The 17,089-nt window shown below is 42.4% G+C and carries 13 protein-coding genes, 1 tRNA gene and 1 riboswitch; all 14 genes read right to left on the bottom strand.

From position 1 onward, the window contains the following. Positions 1-565 precede the first annotated feature (565 nt). The 14 genes from CLOL250_RS13300 to CLOL250_RS05975 all read right to left on the bottom strand — a co-directional run bounded on the left by CLOL250_RS13300 (position 566) and on the right by CLOL250_RS05975 (position 17,081). Positions 566-1,459: a 3D domain-containing protein gene (locus CLOL250_RS13300; protein WP_049941090.1), complete on the bottom strand. Its 894-nt coding sequence runs from the start codon at positions 1,457-1,459 to the stop codon at positions 566-568. 646 nt (positions 1,460-2,105) lie between these two features. Continuing rightward, a complete protein-coding gene (gene dusB, locus CLOL250_RS06035) occupies positions 2,106-3,059 on the bottom strand; it encodes a tRNA dihydrouridine synthase DusB (protein ID WP_008401362.1) in 954 nt (317 codons plus the stop codon). Between the two features lie 8 nt (positions 3,060-3,067). Further along, on the bottom strand, positions 3,068-3,841 hold the full coding sequence (locus tag CLOL250_RS06030; RefSeq protein WP_008401360.1) for a type III pantothenate kinase: 774 nt from the start codon (positions 3,839-3,841) through the stop codon (positions 3,068-3,070). A 9-nt stretch (positions 3,842-3,850) separates the two neighbouring features. Next, on the bottom strand, positions 3,851-4,177 hold the full coding sequence (locus CLOL250_RS06025) for a DUF6145 family protein (RefSeq protein WP_008401359.1): 327 nt from the start codon (positions 4,175-4,177) through the stop codon (positions 3,851-3,853). A gap of 8 nt (positions 4,178-4,185) precedes the next feature. Continuing rightward, the gene (gene dapB, locus CLOL250_RS06020; protein WP_044945267.1) at positions 4,186-4,941 is read right to left on the bottom strand and encodes a 4-hydroxy-tetrahydrodipicolinate reductase; all 756 of its coding nucleotides are present in this window, start codon (positions 4,939-4,941) and stop codon (positions 4,186-4,188) included. A gap of 218 nt (positions 4,942-5,159) precedes the next feature. Then, entirely contained in the window at positions 5,160-6,044 is an 885-nt protein-coding gene (dapA, locus tag CLOL250_RS06015; protein WP_044945265.1) for a 4-hydroxy-tetrahydrodipicolinate synthase, read from the bottom strand. Positions 6,045-6,160: 116 nt separating this feature from the next. Further along, positions 6,161-6,335, bottom strand: a riboswitch (Lysine riboswitch). 108 nt (positions 6,336-6,443) lie between these two features. Beyond that, a complete protein-coding gene (locus CLOL250_RS06010; protein ID WP_069591596.1) occupies positions 6,444-7,073 on the bottom strand; it encodes a single-stranded DNA-binding protein in 630 nt (209 codons plus the stop codon). Between the two features lie 188 nt (positions 7,074-7,261). Next, the gene (locus CLOL250_RS06005; RefSeq protein WP_008401354.1) at positions 7,262-8,068 is read right to left on the bottom strand and encodes a TrmH family RNA methyltransferase; all 807 of its coding nucleotides are present in this window, start codon (positions 8,066-8,068) and stop codon (positions 7,262-7,264) included. Positions 8,069-8,140: 72 nt separating this feature from the next. Continuing rightward, the gene (locus tag CLOL250_RS06000; protein WP_008401353.1) at positions 8,141-11,692 is read right to left on the bottom strand and encodes a DNA polymerase III subunit alpha; all 3,552 of its coding nucleotides are present in this window, start codon (positions 11,690-11,692) and stop codon (positions 8,141-8,143) included. 76 nt (positions 11,693-11,768) lie between these two features. After that, on the bottom strand, positions 11,769-12,329 hold the full coding sequence (locus CLOL250_RS05995; protein ID WP_044945368.1) for a DUF5662 family protein: 561 nt from the start codon (positions 12,327-12,329) through the stop codon (positions 11,769-11,771). 197 nt (positions 12,330-12,526) lie between these two features. Continuing rightward, positions 12,527-12,599 (bottom strand) — tRNA-Thr (locus CLOL250_RS05990). A gap of 5 nt (positions 12,600-12,604) precedes the next feature. Beyond that, positions 12,605-13,885, bottom strand: coding sequence for a DUF4143 domain-containing protein (locus CLOL250_RS05985; protein ID WP_008401351.1), 1,281 nt, complete (start codon positions 13,883-13,885; stop codon positions 12,605-12,607). Between the two features lie 120 nt (positions 13,886-14,005). Further along, positions 14,006-16,726: a tetratricopeptide repeat protein gene (locus CLOL250_RS05980; protein WP_008401350.1), complete on the bottom strand. Its 2,721-nt coding sequence runs from the start codon at positions 16,724-16,726 to the stop codon at positions 14,006-14,008. A gap of 97 nt (positions 16,727-16,823) precedes the next feature. Beyond that, positions 16,824-17,081, bottom strand: coding sequence for an HPr family phosphocarrier protein (locus CLOL250_RS05975; protein ID WP_008401349.1), 258 nt, complete (start codon positions 17,079-17,081; stop codon positions 16,824-16,826). Between the last annotated feature and the right edge of the window lie 8 nt (positions 17,082-17,089).

Genomic DNA, 17,089 nt, shown 5'->3' with positions numbered 1-17,089 from the left:
GATCTTGTTATATATAACAGACACAAGTCTGACTGCCGAACTACTCATATAATAAGCAATGACATTCATGCAGTTTCGTAATGAGATACACTCTAGCTGTCAGCACTAAGCCCTTGTCTGAACCCGCAGGGTGAGTTAGGGCGACTGCTGACAAACAAGCGAGTGTATCGAATAGAAACGAAATGAGTCATGTGTTTTATATGAGTAGTTCGGCAGTCAGGCCTTATGTCGTCATATAGGAACTTATTCATGATATATATAACAGATAAAACCCATGTGTGGCAACAATCTTCTATGATCGGGAATGACATTCATGTAGTTTCGTAATGAGATACACTCTAGCTGTCAGCATCAAGCCCTTGTCTGAACCCACAGGGTGAGTTAGGGCGACTGCTGACAAATAGGCGAGTGTGTCGAATAGAAACGAAATGAGTCATTCCCGATCATAGAAGGCTGTTACTACACATGGGCTTTATCGTTGCCACACAGTGAGCAGGGCATGGTCTACTCGCTACGCAAAAAGGACAGAACCCAAAGGGTTCTGTCCCACTCTGTCTATACTGAATTATTTGACATATACGTCAACAGTTCTTCTTCCGTAGTTTAAAGCTGCCTGATGGCTTGAGAAGAAAATATCGATTCTGTTACCACGAATTGCACCACCTCTGTCCTCTACGACATATGTGTGACCATCAATGATAAGTTCTGTACCAAACGCAAAATTACTTGGTGCCGCAATTGTTCTTCCTTCTGTAGCATATGTACCGCTGGCTGTAATTCCATCGGACTTACCACAACAGTATGAACATCCGCAGTAAGCTGTTGTTGTGAATGTACCAAGATAAGTTCCCGGCTGATAGCTGTCATCTTCTACATAGATTGCACCAGCTGTAGCTTCTTCCGTAGCTTCTGTAGCTTCGATACCACGCTGCTGCTTCTCATCGCCTACGCTCTCTGTTGTCTTCTTTGCTTTCTTGCTCTTCTTTGCGAGTGCCATCTCTTCTGATGAAGATGCCGGCTCCTCTGTAGTCGTTTCTGTCGTTGTTGCCTCAGCGGTTGTTGCCTCAGTTGTAACTTCTGTTGGTTCCTCAGCAGTTGCTTCTGTTCTGTCTTCAACTGTAAGAAGATCAACTTTATCTTCCTTTGCTGCAAGAGCAACGGCTTCTGTCTCTTTACTTGTCTTCTCAACCTTTGCCAACATATCGGCATCATTGATGGACTTCTGTAAATCTGTGTATTCTATCTTAGAATATTCAACCTTCGTATCTTCGATTGCTGTAGATTCAAGCTGTGAAACAGCTACCAGCTTTGCTTTTGAATGAACTCGTGATTCATCCGAAGCCAGAGTGACAAATGATGCAACTCCGAGGGAAGTGGATACTACAACAATACCTGCTCTCATCAGATATTTCTTAATATTTTCTGAAAACATCTGGCTGGAGCTTGAAAATTTCTTCATAATTTTCTCTCCTTGATTTCTTTTCAGTTTCGAAATTGTTACAAAAAGATTAACTCTTGTTTGTATCGTTATTATAATGCCTGACAATCAAAAGGTCAAGCAAACCAGCCATTTTTATTAATTATGTCGTAGCTACAAAATATTTTACCAAAATAATATGGTATTTTTATATAATTTTAATAATTGTGTATTGTGCATTTTGCATATTTTAACATCTTAACATTTATGCAACAACTTGGCACATTGGACACTTCCACAAAGATAAATTCTTAATTTTTAGCATCAAAACTGCATTTTTTCTTAAAAAAAATAGAAATAATTTTGAATCGCACACGCATCCAGCTGCATATATTTCAAAATCATCTCTATTTGTTTCTAATGTCTGACACACCAAGTCTGTATCTGAATTCGCAGGTGTGTTTTTGGGGGGCTGGCTGGTTCTATATGTAACCAAGGACGTTCATATAGTTTCGTTATGAGATACACCCTAACAGTCAGCACCAAGCCCATGTTTGAGCCTATCAGGGCGAGTTTGGGCGACTGCTGACAAATAAGTTGAGTGTATCGAATAGAAACGAAATGAGTCATTTGTTTACATATAGAACCAATCAGCCCCCAAAAACACACCTGCGGATTCATACATGACTTAAAGCAGCATTCCATCCGTCCATGCATCAAGCAGCTCCACCATCTCATCATAGCTCTCTACCTGATTGATCAGATTCCGGAGTCTGGAAGAATCATACATACCTGCCGAATACCAGGCAACATGCTTCCGCATCTCATGAATCCCTGTAAACTCTCCTTTAAAATCGATCATCAGCCTGGCATGACGGAGCATTGTTTCCTTCACCTGCTGCTTATCCGGTCTTGGCGGAATCTCTCCTGTCTCAAAGTATGTCTTTAATTCATGGAAGATCCATGGATTGCCTCGTGCACCTCTTCCTATCATAAAAGCATCACAGTTCGTCTGTTCTTTCATCCGAATCACATCCTCGGGTGTCAGGATATCCCCATTTCCGATCACAGGGATATTCACTGCCGCTTTCACGTCTGCGATCACTCCCCAGTCCGCATGGCCATGATAATATTGCTCTCTGGTCCTGCCATGTACAGCCACGGCAGCCACACCGCTTTCCTCCGCTATATGTGCAACCTCGGGTGCATTGATATGCTCACTGTCAAAGCCGCTTCGGATCTTAATGGTAACCGGAAGCTTACATGCTTTTGTCATTGCCGACACGATCTTTCCTATTAACAGCGGATTCTTCATCAGCGCAGATCCCTCGCCGTTATTCACAATCTTCGGAACCGGACAACCCATATTCACATCGACAAATGCAAATCCACGATCTTCGATCTTCTTCGCCATCTCTGCAAGCAGCTCCGGGTCTGACCCAAATAACTGCACACCGATCGGATCTTCTTCCGGCGAAACCGCAAGCAGCGGAACTGTGTTCTTATTATCATAGTACAAGCCCTTTGCACTGATCATTTCCGTATATAAAATATCGCAGCCCTGTTCCTTTGCCAACAAACGAAATGGCTGGTCACATACCCCAGCCATTGGCGCCAAAACAAGTTTATTCGTAAAATCCATAAATACTCCTATGCCTGTTTTTGTTTATCCATAATAATTCGTAATCCATATAAGGTCAGATCCGGATCATAAGTATCGATGCAATCGGTATTCTCATAGATCATCTTACCGAGTCCACCGGTCGCAACAACCTTCATATTATCAAAACCGGATTCCTTCCGCATACGTTTTACAATGTATTCGGTCTGTCCGATATACCCAAGGCATACACCTGCCTGCATACTGGAGATCGTATCCTTACAGAGTATCGTATCCGGCACTTTGATCTCGATTTCCGGCAGCTTCGCAGTTCCGCTCCATAATGCATTTGCACCCAGACGGATACCCGGCGATGTTACTCCTGCTATAAATGAACCATCTCCATTTACCAGATCATATGTGGTTGCTGTTCCAAAATCGATCACCAACACAGGCCCGCCATACATATGATACGCGGCTACCGCATCTACAATACGGTCTGCCCCGAGCTGCCTTGGATTTGGAATTGCAATATTAATACCTGTCTTTACTCCCGGCTCTACGATCAGAGGATCAAGTTTGAAATATTTCCTTATTCCGTTTGTCAAGGAATGCATCACATTCGGCACTACAGATGCAATGATAACTTCATCGATCACATCTAACGGAAGATTTCTCATTCTGAGCAACTCTCCCAAAAACACACCAAATTCGTCTGAAGTTCTCGATATTCCTGTCGTCATACGGAATGTCTTCTCTAACTTTTTCCCGTCAAACAATCCCATCGTGATATTCGTATTTCCTACATCAATTGCAAATAGCATCTCTCACCTCTAATAGTCTTCCAGATAAAACACCTTATAAAACAATTCCAGACTGGAAAACAGCTGCTGCTTGTCCTTCTGTAACTGCTTGATCTTCAATTCGCATCCGATCTCATCATATAACAGATCTTCATCAAATGCCTCTGTTACAAGATTCAGGCTTCCTTCCTGGTCAAATTCAAGCCTCAGTATACCACCTACATCCTCTGTAAACAATACACACATGATTTTTAATTCTTTTTTTATTTCTTCCGGAAGTCCTTTAAACTCCTCATTCAGATAAAATTTCTGTTCGTACTTCGAACTAGCACATAATACAACCTTTTCTGGTTTCATTGTTTCTCCTATCCTATCACATCTGCCATATCATACATGCCTGCCGGTTTTCCTGCCAGGAATTTTGCGGCTTCTACCGCACCCTTTGCAAATACTGACTTGGAATATGCAGTATGCTTGAATTCGATCACTTCGTCAATTCCTGCAAAGATGACCTCATGTTCACCAACGATCGTTCCGCCACGAACGGCTGAGATACCAATCTCTTTCTTATCTCTCTTTTTTCTGACCTGACTTCTGTCGTAGACATATTCATATTCTCCGCCTCTTGCTTCATTAATAGAATCCGCAAGTGCTATCGCTGTTCCGGATGGTGCATCTACCTTCTGGTTATGATGCTTCTCAACGATCTCGATATCATAGCCTGCCGGTGCAAATACATTTGCAGCATCCTTTAACAGCTTCATAAGAGTATTGATTCCAAGCGACATATTGGCTGACTTTAAGATCGCAACCTTCTTACTGCTCTCTTTTACCCTTGCAAGCTGTTCATCACTTAAACCGGTTGTACAGAGAACTACCGGGATCTGTTTCTCCACGCTGTAATCAAGAAGTGCGTCCACTGCCGCTGCTGCTGCAAAATCAACGATTACATCTGCTGCCACATCACACTTCTTAATATCTGTAAATACCGGATATCCGTTATCTCTGTTATCTGCTATATCAATACCTGCAACGATCTGTGCATTTGGATCATCTGCTACAAGTCCTGTGATCACCTGTCCCATCTTACCGTTACATCCATGCATTATGATTCGAACCATGTTCTTTTCCTCCATTTATCCTGTGTTTTACTCATTCATCCGCGGCAGCCGCCAGATTCTCATGCGGCATGAACTTTGGCTTACGTAACCGCGTAAACAAAAATCCCGCAGAGCCTGCGGGATTTTATATACTGCAGACAGATTCCTGTATCCCTTCTGTCCATCTTTGTCTATATCATACAGAATGGCTCTTTATCAGATCATCTGTAGTTTCTTTTTTAAAGTAAGCCGTATGCTGTCATTGCAGCCTTTAACTTCTCTACATGTGCCGGCTCCATCTCTGTTAATGGCATTCTCATCGTTCCGCCGCATAAGCCCATAAGCTCAACTGCCTTCTTAACAGGGATCGGATTTACTTCACAGAACAGTGACTCACACAGATCGATCATCTTTAACTGAATATCAAGACTTTCCTTTACATCGCCATCCATGAACTTCTTAACCATATCATGTACATCTCTCGGAGCGATATTTGCTGTTACTGAGATAACACCTTTTCCGCCTAATGACAGAAGCGGTACTACCTGATCATCGTTACCGGAATAAATATCAATACAGCCGTCTGCCAGCTTTGCCAGCTTAACAACCTGTGCGATATTACCGGATGCTTCCTTGATACCTACGATATTCGGCACAGTCTTTGCAAGTGTAACCGCTGTCTCCGGCTGAATGTTACATCCTGTACGGGATGGTACATTATATAAGATGATCGGAACCTTTACAGAATTTGCAATAGCTGTAAAGTGCGCGATCAGACCGTTCTGAGTTGCCTTGTTGTAATATGGTGTTACTAACAACAATCCATCTACGCCATAGCTTTCTGCTTCTGTAGAAAGATAAATGGCTGTTCCTGTACAATTAGAACCTGCGCCTGCGATAACAGGGATTCTGTGATCTACATATTCTACACATGCTTTTATACATGCAAGGTGTTCTTCATGTGATAATGTGGATGCTTCACCTGTTGTTCCACATACTATAATGGCATCTGTACCATTTGCAATATGGAATTCAACGAGTTCTTTCATCTTATCGAAATCAACCTCACCATTCTCCTTAAACGGTGTTACTAAAGCTACACCTGATCCTTCAAAAATTGACATGAAATTTTCCTCCTTAAAATCTAATACATAAAATCGTCGCGGAACTCTCTTTACTGTATCCATACAGCACTAAAGGTCGGCATACGAGCGCCGACCTTTAGAAATAATATACTTCTTTAAAAAGTAGCCCTCCATCTGTGACGATGACAGTCATACAGTTATTCGCTGCACAACCAGGTTACAGCTCTATGGATAACTGCTTCCTTCGGCGGTATCCCCTTTCAACACATATCATCTACCTCCATATATATCCATATATTTACTGATAAATACCGCGCCTCTACTGAATTTTTCTTTTTTCCATTAGATAAAATTACTATATCATTCCTGTCTGTTTCTGTCAATATGTAACGACTTCTTTTCCCTGTCTGTTCATTGCTTTACTGTCCCTTTACCGGTCTACTCCAGGCATTCCATTTTGCTGACAGATACCTCATAAGCAGTCTTGCTGATGATCTGATCATTCCCGATTCGTTTCTGGTATTCCCGGCTCTGGATCCTGCCCCATACAGCGACATGCTCGCCCACCTTCAGTTTTCCCGCAAATCTTGCGTTTCTGCCCCAGCAGATGCAAGGAATATAGTCGCTCTTGCCATATGCCCGGTTGACTGCCAGCAGAATATCTGCGATCTCCCGTCCCAGTGGTGTCATACGGTACACCGGTTCTTTGCATATATAACCGTCCAGATAGATCTGATTCGGCTTATTCTCTGCTTCCTCATCATCTTCATCCAGTACCGATATCTCCCTGACAAATACCGATAAGATCAGACGGTTTCTCGTCTCTTCATGCTTGTTATAAGACCGAAACTGTCCTCTCGCCATCACCTTTTCCCCGATATGGGAATTCTCTACATCAAATAACCGATCAGACACCATAAGTGGTATTACGTCATAGGTATCACTCAGTCTGGCAACGACAAGATCCACCATATAAAATCCTTCTCCGAAGATCTCATGACTGAATGTAAAGTCTGATGCAATCTCCCCCGCTACGATCACCTGGTTATTGTTTAATGTTTTTTCCATGTTTTTTCTCCCTTCTGGTATATCCCTTCGAATGTATACCATAAAATATATTCTTTTATACCGGAAGATATGCTGCTTTTTTTTGTCTTGTTTTGTCTTATATCGGGAGTTAGGGCAAATTAATTGAATAAATAGAATAAAGCCGGACTATATAAGCCCGGCTCCTTTTTAATATCACATATTTCTAATCATCTGCGTTGTCTGTATGCTTCATACGCAAGAAGGGTTGCCGATATTGCAGCATTTAATGATTCCACCTGTCCTGCCATCGGAATACGGAGCAGACGATCAGCCTTTGATGATAACTCATCGGTCAGTCCGTTTCCTTCATTTCCGATCAGAAACGCATTGTTTCTTTTAAGCTTCCCTGCATACAGGTCACATCCATCCAAATGCGCCCCATAGACAACGATCCCATGTTCTTTCAACCGGTCAACCGCCTTCGCCGGATCATCCACATAGACAAACGGCACACGGAAGATCGTTCCCATTGTGGATCGTACCACTTTCGGATTGTATATATCACAGGAATCTCCTCCAATAATAATACCTGTAACATCGGCAGCCTCTGCCGTCCGCACGATCGTACCGAGATTACCCGGATCCTGTATAGATTCCAGAACTAAGAAAGTATTTCCGTTCTCGCGTTTATCCATCACAGAAATCAAATCTTCCATTGTATAATGATATCTCTCAACGACAGCAAGAAGTCCCTGCGGTGTCTTCGTCTGCGACATCGATCGGAATACGCTGTCTGATACGACAACCAGTCGTCTGTCCTGTTCCGTGATTCCTTTTTCCGGAAGCTCGGTTCCATATCTCTGATATGCCGTTTCCGATACAAATACCTGCTTAACACGATCAACCGGAAGTTCCCGGAACATACGGATTCCTTCTACTATAAACACCTGTTCTTCTTTGCGAAATGACGCATTTTTATTTAGCTTGTTTATATTCTTTATCTTGGGATTTGAATTTGCAGTAATGATCTCCATATCTGCATCCTCCTGTCATTTATCTATTCTAAATATCATTCACAGCCACCATATATACACGCCGGAACTCTGCTATTTCTTCTTGTTCGGGCGAACCGTCACACGGCTGACACCATATTCCAGCTTCAACCGGTCAACAATACCGGAAGCGCCATCAACCATAAAACCTCTGCCCATATTCTTATACTGTTTTTCCTGTTTTATGAATATGTATACCGGACAGTTTCCTTTATATTCTTCAAGAATCGACAGGAAATCCTTCTCCAGTTCATCATATTCTTTTCTATCGTCAAAACATACCCAGACCTGAAGATCACCTTCTGTAAATTCCGGTTTTCCTGCATTTTCTCTGCGTGGCTTCATTCTGCCGCTGTTATTATAACGGCTGAAATCATTTCCGGCCACAACCTCATCAAAGGTCAGGATCTCCTCAGCGATCAGCTTCGCATCCTCCTCGGATACCGTTGCACGTCCCTTTACGAAGATCTTATTATCTGCCGTCAGCTTCTCACGATAATCTTCATATTTCTTAGGGAATACGATGATCTCCGTTTGTCCGACCATATCCTCCAGTGTTACAAACGCCATATTCTGATTATTCTTCGTCATTTTTACCGTAACATCTGCTACCATACCGCCAAGAATACAGATACTCTGATCCTGAACTCTTGCACGTCCTTCTTCCTCATCGATCATGAAATCCACCGATGAAAATGCCGTTTTCTCACTCATCAGTTTCTCATAATCAAGAAGCGGGTGGCCGGATATATAGATACCCAGTACGGATTTCTCAAGTGCCAGCTTCTCCTGCTCGTCATATTCCTCTACATCCGGAAATTTCGTCTTTGCAGCTTCTGCAAACTCACCGCCAAAGAATTCTGCAAATGACATCTGTCCTGCAGATAAATTCTTCCGCTCTTTATAGACTTCATCGATCATCATCGGATATGCCATCATCATCTGACGTCTCTTCACGCCAAAGCTGTCAAATGCACCTCCAAGGATCAACGCCTCAACAGTCTTCTTATTTGTCTCCTTCGGTGTCATACGAACCAGGAAGTCCTTCATGTCTTTATATGGCCCATTTGCCTCCCGTTCTTCTACGATCCGGTCTACTACTGCACTTCCGACACTCTTGATTCCTGACATGCCATATCGTATCGCACCCTTGGCTGCTGAGAATCCGCTGTAGCCTTCATTGATATCCGGCGGCAGGATCCGGATTCCCATCTGGCGGCAGGACTGGATATAGCCTGCGACCTTGGAACTGTTATCCTTTACCGATGACATCAGCGCCGCCATGAATTCAACCGGATAATAGCATTTTAAAAATGCCGTCTGATAGGCAACAACCGCGTACGCTGCTGCATGGGATTTGTTAAATGCATATTTTGCAAAATCCGTCATATCATCGAAAATCTTATTTGCAGTTGCCTCCGGGATACCTCGGGCGATACAGCCCGGCACTCCTAATTCTTCATTTCCATATACGAAATACTGTCGTTCCTTCGCCATGACATCCGCTTTTTTCTTAGACATAGCACGGCGTACCAGATCGCTTCGTCCAAGTGTATATCCTGCAAGCTTCATAACGATCTGCATAACCTGTTCCTGATATACGATACAGCCATAGGTCGGTTCCAGGATTTCCTGAAGTTCCGGCACATCATAGGTGATCTTCTCAGGATGTTCCTTACCATTGATATAGTTCGGAATAAAATCCATAGGACCCGGACGATACAGAGAGATTCCTGCTATGACATCTTCCAGACTCTGAGGCTTTAGCTCCTTCATAAAGCTCTTCATACCGGAACTTTCAAGCTGGAAGATACCTTCTGTCTTTCCTGAAGTAATTAACTCAAATACTTTCTTATCGTCATAATCGATATGGTCGATATCAATATCAACTCCGGTCTCCTGCTTTATGAACTTCACCGCATCCTGAATAACGGTCAGAGTACGAAGTCCGAGGAAGTCCATTTTCAGAAGTCCTAACCGTTCGATCGTAGTCATTGTAAACTGTGTGATGATCGAATCATCACCGCCTCTTGCAAGCGGTACATATTCATCGATAGAATCTCTGCCGATTACGACACCAGCCGCATGCATACCGGTATTTCTCGGAAGTCCCTCTAACTTCCTTGCCATATCAATCAACTGCTTGACATCTGCATTTCCCTCATACATCTCCTTCAGCTCCTTGCTGACCTTCAGAGCTGTATCAATATTCATACCGATCTCCATCGGAATTGTCTTCGCTACCGAATCACAGAGTGCATACGGAAGATCCAACGCACGACCGACATCGCGGATAACATTTCGTGCTGCCATCGTCTGGAAGGTTACAATCTGTACTACCTTTTCTTTTCCATATTTACGGACAACATAATCGATAACCTCCTGTCTTCTCTCATAACAGAAATCCACATCGATATCAGGCATAGATACTCGCTCCGGATTCAGAAATCGTTCAAACAGAAGATTGTAACGGATCGGATCAATATTCGTAATCTCCAGACAATAGGCCACGATACTGCCCGCTGCAGATCCACGGCCGGGACCAACCGCAATCCCATGATCCTTGGCATATCTTATAAAGTCTGATACAATCAGGAAATAATCCACATATCCCATTTTCTTGATCGTATTGATCTCATAGGTCAGGCGCTCCATCAACTCCGGTGTTACCGGATTATAACGCTTCCTGATACCCTCCATACAGAGTTTTTCCAGATACTCCTCGGCTGTCAGCCCATCCGGCACATCAAATTCCGGCACCTTCTGCTCACCAAATACGATCTCTACATTACAACGGTCTGCAATCTTCTGTGTATTTGCAAGCGCTTCCTTCGCATAAGGGAAAAGCTTATACATTTCTTCTTTGGATTTCAGGTAATACTGTCCGCCTGTATAGCGCATACGATCTTCATCATGTACCTTACGGTTCGTCTGGATACACAGAAGAACATCGTGTGCCTCCCAGTCCTCCGCAAGGATATAGTGAGAATCATTAGTTACGACCATAGGAATACCCAACTCTTTGGACAACCGCATAACACCCGCATTTACCGTCGCCTGCTCTGCCAGTCCATGATCCTGCATCTCGAGGAAATAATTATTTTCTCCAAATATCTTCAAATGACGGAGCGCTGCCTCTTTGGCTTCCTCATAGTTGTTCTTTCTTAAGTTGACCGCAACCTCGCCTGCCAGACAGGCTGAAAGCGCAATAATACCCTCGTGATATTGTTCCAGCACTTCCATGTCTACTCTCGGCTTATAATAAAATCCCTCGGTAAATCCTCTGGATACAATCTTTGACAGGTTCTTATATCCCTGATTGTTCTCTGCCAGCAGCACCAGATGATAGTATCGTTCCTCTCCTCTGGTATTCTCACGGTCAAATCGTGATCCCGGGCTGACATAGATCTCGCAGCCTATGATCGGCTTGATCCCCTCTGCCCTTGCTGCCTCATAAAAATCAATAACACCATACATAACGCCGTGATCAGTGATCGCAAGCGAATCATACCCCAGTTCCTTCGCGCGTTTCACCAGACTCTTGATCTTCGCCGATCCATCCAACAAACTATATTCCGTATGCACATGTAAATGTGTAAAATCCATATTTATCCCTCCGGCTTTTCAGCCTCTCTTCCGTTTATATACTTTCTCCGGTCTGACGTTACTGCCGATAACGATCTTATTTCTGCTTTTTCTTCGGTCTTTTATTATGCAGCACTTCACGTCGTATATAGTCAAAGGTATAATCTTCTCCTTTTTCTGCCAACATTACAAGCAGACTTTCAAGCAGTGCATCCGTCTCCGGATGAAGCAGATGATTTCTTCTTGCTTTTCCTTTTCTGAAATATTCCAGTGGATAGGAATCATTATACTTCTCTTTATTATAATTCTTACTTGCTGCAATCCGGTCGCAGAACATCTCGACCACATACTTCTCCGGCATTTTACAGCCTGCCAATGCACCGGAGCGATCCATACTGTAATCTACCCAATATTCCAGATGATGCTTGTTTCTTCCCTTGTGGTGCAGCCATGCGCTTGTATATCCTTTTTCTTCACGCTCCGCGTCGTTTGGGCTGCGATCTCCCTGATAATACTTCACACCTACCGAGAACTCCGTCCATGAATATTTGGACAGATCATGCAGCAGTCCCTGTTTATATAAGCCTACCCGAAAGCAATTCTTCATAACCAGCCACTTATGATGGTTGATCGTTTTCAAATGTTTATACCAGTTCATATTCATGAAACTTTTCATCTCCGATTTCATTCTAAATATTGTTCGATTTTTATTGTATTTCATTTTACCCTTTTTGCCAACACCCAAGAAAGCAGTTACCTGAGAATTTTCATAATTCTGCCCCTAAAACCATTTTAAGGCATAAAAAATACCCCGAAGCCCTTGCTTTCTCTTAGGTTTCGGGGTATAAGGTTTAAAGCCGAAAAAGGGACTCGAACCCTCGACCCACGCATTACGAATGCGTTGCTCTACCAACTGAGCTATTTCGGCGTTTGTTAAAAATTCCAGATGCCGTATAACGGAACATTTAAAAGTCCGTTATTCATATACATATCATCTGTTGAGATTCTGATAGACGTCGCATTGTCATATCTCTGCTTGAACACCTTGGAACTCTGTGCCTTGGTATGTGGCTCTGTCTGTACATCAACCGGTACAACCTCGCCATCACCTTCATACACAAAATCAACCTTTGCTGTTGCAGATGATATCCAGAAGAACAGCTTGCCAATATTCTTATTCGCATATAATTCTTCTAGTGCATACTGCTCGGCTATCATACCATCCATCGTATCAACGATATTGGTCTTATCTATATCATTATAATGAATGCCTGCCATAATTCTTAAAAGACCGTGATCCAAATGATAAATCTCAAAGGATTTCTCATCCACCTGCTCTGCAAGTGGTAACACCCCGTGTCTTATACGATATACCTGACGGACAACTCCGATCCGTACAAGATGGTCAACAGACGACTCGTACTCTCTGGCTCTCGCCTTGGGATCTACATATCCGTACATAAACTTTTTATTCTCTTTGGTAAGCTGAACAGGAATACTGTTCCAGATCAACATAACCTTTGTTAAAAGTTTCTTCGGTGTTACTTTTACTATATATTCGGTCATTTTGTCAAGTGTTTTTTGCAAAATACCTTCAACTTCTTCAAAATTTTCATTTTTGTAATATGCATTTACCGCTTCCGGCATTCCCCCGGTCACTAAAAATGCATCCAACATTGTATCTATGCTTTTACGTACCTCTTCCGGCAATCCTTCCAGTCTCTGGTTCTCGATATATTTCCAGAGTTTACGCCCCTTTCCGGCTTTTAAGAATTCATCAAAAGTCATCGGCATCAACTCGTATACAAAGAGATCATCCTGACATTCCGCTTCACCCGGTAACGGTCCATTAACAGTTGCAAGCATACAGATTCGCACATTGTTACTTACCTTCGCATACTCTACCAGATTTGGTACCGCCATCGTACTGAGCTGTACATTGTCAAAAATCAATAACTTGCCCTGAAAGTCGTATTTATCCAGTGAGGTCGTTAATTTCGCATGAAGCTTCTCAGGCTTTCGCTCCTTTGAAATATACTGGCAAAAATCCGGATACTGCTCCAGATTGATAAGAATGTGTTCGTCAAAAAAGCCTGTAGCGAAATCAAGGGCTGCCCATGTCTTTCCTACAAACTTTCCTCCTCTAATGAGTGCTGCTTTATTTTCTCCAATCTCATACCATGTTGCCAGATCGTTCATGATATTTCTAAACATTTGTACTCACCTCTACGACAAACGCATTTGCCATTTCTACATACTGCTTCAACAGACACTTGCCCGAAGAATTACTCTTCGGGCAAGATACTGCTTTAAAACATACTGTTCTAAATTCTATTAAGCATCTTTTCCTATCGAAAGGAATCCATTCTCATTTGCCTTAAGAAGGAATGCAAGACCAATATTCTTTCTGTTTTCACCTGTTGCCTTATAGATCTCGCCGGTCTCAACCAGAGATTTAGCAATCGAATTCAATACATCCTTGAACTGCATCATCTCACGTTTATCCTTCGAACTAAGCTTGAAGATATACTGGTTCTTTGAACTGATCAAAAGAATACTGTATGTATGTATATTATCCTTTGAACTTCTGATCGCCGAACCGATCATTCTGGAGTTCGCAATAATAACTTCTGCATTCTCATCCGGCAGATACTCTGATACGATCAGTTTATAGATCTTAAGATAATCCTGCTCTGCTGTCGCATTGACAGGCATCTCAGCTACCGCAAATTCAACAACAGAATCGGCAAGCTTGATAGTACCGCCTTCATCATTGATCGTTGCTGAGCACTCTTTTGGAACGCACAGGCGGAAGAACTTATTCTCCACAATCTTCTGTCCCTTACCCGGTTCACGGATGATCAGATCCACATAATGCATTTCCAGTTTGTTCATCGCTACGATAGCAGTCTCATCACCGGTCTCTGCAAGCTCGATCAGTGCATCATACAGACTCCAAATCTGCTGTGTCGTAAACGGAACCAGTTCAAACAGCTTCTCAATAGCCGGAACGTAACCCATACTTGCATTTTCAATATAGAGCTTGATAGCCTCTTCGTTATCGAGACCTTTTTCAACCTTGTAATTGATAACCTTGAATAAGTTTTCCTTATCCCAGTCATCAAAGTTCGCATTAAAGGCTTTCTCAAAATACTTGATGCTCTTAATCTCGCCCTTATAATTTTCCTGTTTCTCCTGAAGCTGATAGATACGTCCAAGTTCATATCCTGCTCTGGCACTTCCAAGTCCAAGTGCTTCCAGATATGCTTTTTCAATCTCGTACGGCGTTGCTATATAGAAAATCTGCTGCTGTTTCATCATCGCGATCTTAATTGCCGCGGATTCACTTCCTGCCTGAACCGCTCTTTCCCATTTCTCAACGGCCGTCTGAAGATCTTCACCCTTCAGTTCCTCCAGATCCTTAATATAGCCCTCTGCTTCCGGTATACCATTCGCTCTTGCCTTTTTAAAATATTCCAGAGCCTTTCTTCCGTCTCTCTTGGTACGGAGCAGACCATAGTAATAAATACGTCCCAGATAGAATGCAACTCTCTTGTGTCCCAATCTCTCTGCGTTCTCGTACCAATTCAATGCTTTCATGTAATCCTTCATCTGCTGATCGTAGACATTTCCGATCAGAAATGCAAGTTCAGGATCCTTGGTTGCTTCAAATAACTGCTTTGCATAACTGATCGTTTTTTCCAGATCACGATATGGACTGTCTTCATCATAATACAGTTCTACAAGCAGATAACTTGCCTTGATACTGCCAAACTTCAAAGCCTGCTTTGCAGCCTTCATTGCGCCTTCATAATCTTCCAGATAATAGCAGTAGATTGCTTCATTGTAATACTGCATATCTCTCCGGTTTGCACTTTCTTCACTGACCAGTGTCGGATCAATAAATGCAAATGAGTTTGCTACCTCGAAGATAATCTCCTCGTACTGTTCAATGATCTCCATCGTTGCACATACGAAACGCATACATGCCAGTCGTCTTCCCTGATAGAACGCAAATGAAACAATACCCTTTTCCATATCCTTATGGTAGTATGTCGTGCAGATACCATCTGCATACTCTGTAATATATGCTTTCAACTGTAAATCTTCGTCAAATGCATCATTACAATATCTCAGATAGTTTTCCAACGTCTTCTTAGAATCCTTTGGTATACTGTCGTAATAAACATAGATTGCAAAATCTTTATATGTAAGGCTTGGTGCGTAATATTCTTCGCCTGTTGACTCATTGATGGTCTTCACCCAGTCTTTCGGAAGCTTGTGAATATAACCTTCCACCTGATTATGTACATAGGAATACTGATACTGAAGTCTGGAGGCCTCAATCACCTTGTATCTCGGTTCTTTTCCCTTTTCTTTTCTTCTCTGGGAAATCTCTGTATACAGCTTATCTTTTTCTTCAAATTCCAGGCTGTCCTCATGTGTGCTCGCATATAGTACACGTTCATATGAAGCCTTTGCCTTTGCATCGCCTGCATCTGCAAGCTTCTTATACCACTGCATTGCCTTTTCCAGATCAGCAGGAACTACAAAATCACTCTTATTTCCATATTCATCGATTCGGTTCAATCCGCTCTCATAAATAGAACCAAGGCTCATATATGCTGCCTTGATGCCATAATCGGTTGCGGCTATTTCAAAATACTTGATTGCTTTTGAGAAATTCTGAATCTCCAGCATCATCTTGGCAAGTTTGTAAATAACATCTCCGTCACGGTTCTGATTTACATACTTCTCGTAGTATTTTGTAGATTTATTCATATCTACATTTGTCTTTGCATTACGATAAACACCCTTTTCATAAAATTCTGCCAGTGCAAGCAGGGCGTCATCCCCATATGATTTATACTGGGTATCCATTATACCAATGTCTGAAACCTGCTCCAGTATTTTAACCGATTCTTCCGAATCTCCGTTATCCATAAGGTTCATCGCCTTATTATACTGTAACTCTACGTTATTGACCGGTGCTTTCTTTTTAGAAAATCTGGATACGAAAGGTATTTTCTTAAAAATCCCATCAAAAAATCCCATATCTACTTCCTCCGATGACACATGTCCATTAATAAATTGATTTTATCACATTCAAACAAAGCGTGCAATAAAAACACCAATTAATTGCCGGAAGAATTTATGCATTTGCTGTCAGGTAATCCGCGATCTCATTTACTGCAGCTTCCGCATCTTTGCCATCTGCGATAATTGTGATCTCCTGCCCTTCTGTAAATCCCATGCTCATCATTCCCATAATGCTCTTTGCATTGATCTTCTTGTCATCCGATACCAGATGGATCTGACTCTCATACTGGCTTGCAATCTGTACAAGAACTGCTACCGGTCTTTCTTCGGTTCCTTCGGTCATAGCTACCTTAACTGTTTTTTCTAACATTTTTTCCT

The organism is Clostridium sp. L2-50 (genome assembly GCF_000154245.1).
GTDB lineage: Bacteria > Bacillota > Clostridia > Lachnospirales > Lachnospiraceae > Coprococcus.
The sequence above is the reverse complement of the archived record's forward strand: the minus strand, read 5'-3'. Positions and strand labels throughout refer to the sequence as shown.

What these genes read in the sequence shown, in the direction of transcription:
- CLOL250_RS13300 (WP_049941090.1), bottom strand. Translation starts at nt 1,459, where the DNA reads ATGAAGAAATTTTCAAGCTCCAGCCAGATGTTTTCAGAAAATATTAAG.
- dusB (WP_008401362.1), bottom strand. Translation starts at nt 3,059, where the DNA reads ATGGATTTTACGAATAAACTTGTTTTGGCGCCAATGGCTGGGGTATGT.
- CLOL250_RS06030 (WP_008401360.1), bottom strand. Translation starts at nt 3,841, where the DNA reads ATGCTATTTGCAATTGATGTAGGAAATACGAATATCACGATGGGATTG.
- CLOL250_RS06025 (WP_008401359.1), bottom strand. Translation starts at nt 4,177, where the DNA reads ATGAAACCAGAAAAGGTTGTATTATGTGCTAGTTCGAAGTACGAACAG.
- dapB (WP_044945267.1), bottom strand. Translation starts at nt 4,941, where the DNA reads ATGGTTCGAATCATAATGCATGGATGTAACGGTAAGATGGGACAGGTG.
- dapA (WP_044945265.1), bottom strand. Translation starts at nt 6,044, where the DNA reads ATGTCAATTTTTGAAGGATCAGGTGTAGCTTTAGTAACACCGTTTAAG.
- CLOL250_RS06010 (WP_069591596.1), bottom strand. Translation starts at nt 7,073, where the DNA reads ATGGAAAAAACATTAAACAATAACCAGGTGATCGTAGCGGGGGAGATT.
- CLOL250_RS06005 (WP_008401354.1), bottom strand. Translation starts at nt 8,068, where the DNA reads ATGGAGATCATTACTGCAAATTCAAATCCCAAGATAAAGAATATAAAC.
- CLOL250_RS06000 (WP_008401353.1), bottom strand. Translation starts at nt 11,692, where the DNA reads ATGGATTTTACACATTTACATGTGCATACGGAATATAGTTTGTTGGAT.
- CLOL250_RS05995 (WP_044945368.1), bottom strand. Translation starts at nt 12,329, where the DNA reads ATGAACTGGTATAAACATTTGAAAACGATCAACCATCATAAGTGGCTG.
- CLOL250_RS05985 (WP_008401351.1), bottom strand. Translation starts at nt 13,885, where the DNA reads ATGTTTAGAAATATCATGAACGATCTGGCAACATGGTATGAGATTGGA.
- CLOL250_RS05980 (WP_008401350.1), bottom strand. Translation starts at nt 16,726, where the DNA reads ATGGGATTTTTTGATGGGATTTTTAAGAAAATACCTTTCGTATCCAGA.
- CLOL250_RS05975 (WP_008401349.1), bottom strand. Translation starts at nt 17,081, where the DNA reads ATGTTAGAAAAAACAGTTAAGGTAGCTATGACCGAAGGAACCGAAGAA.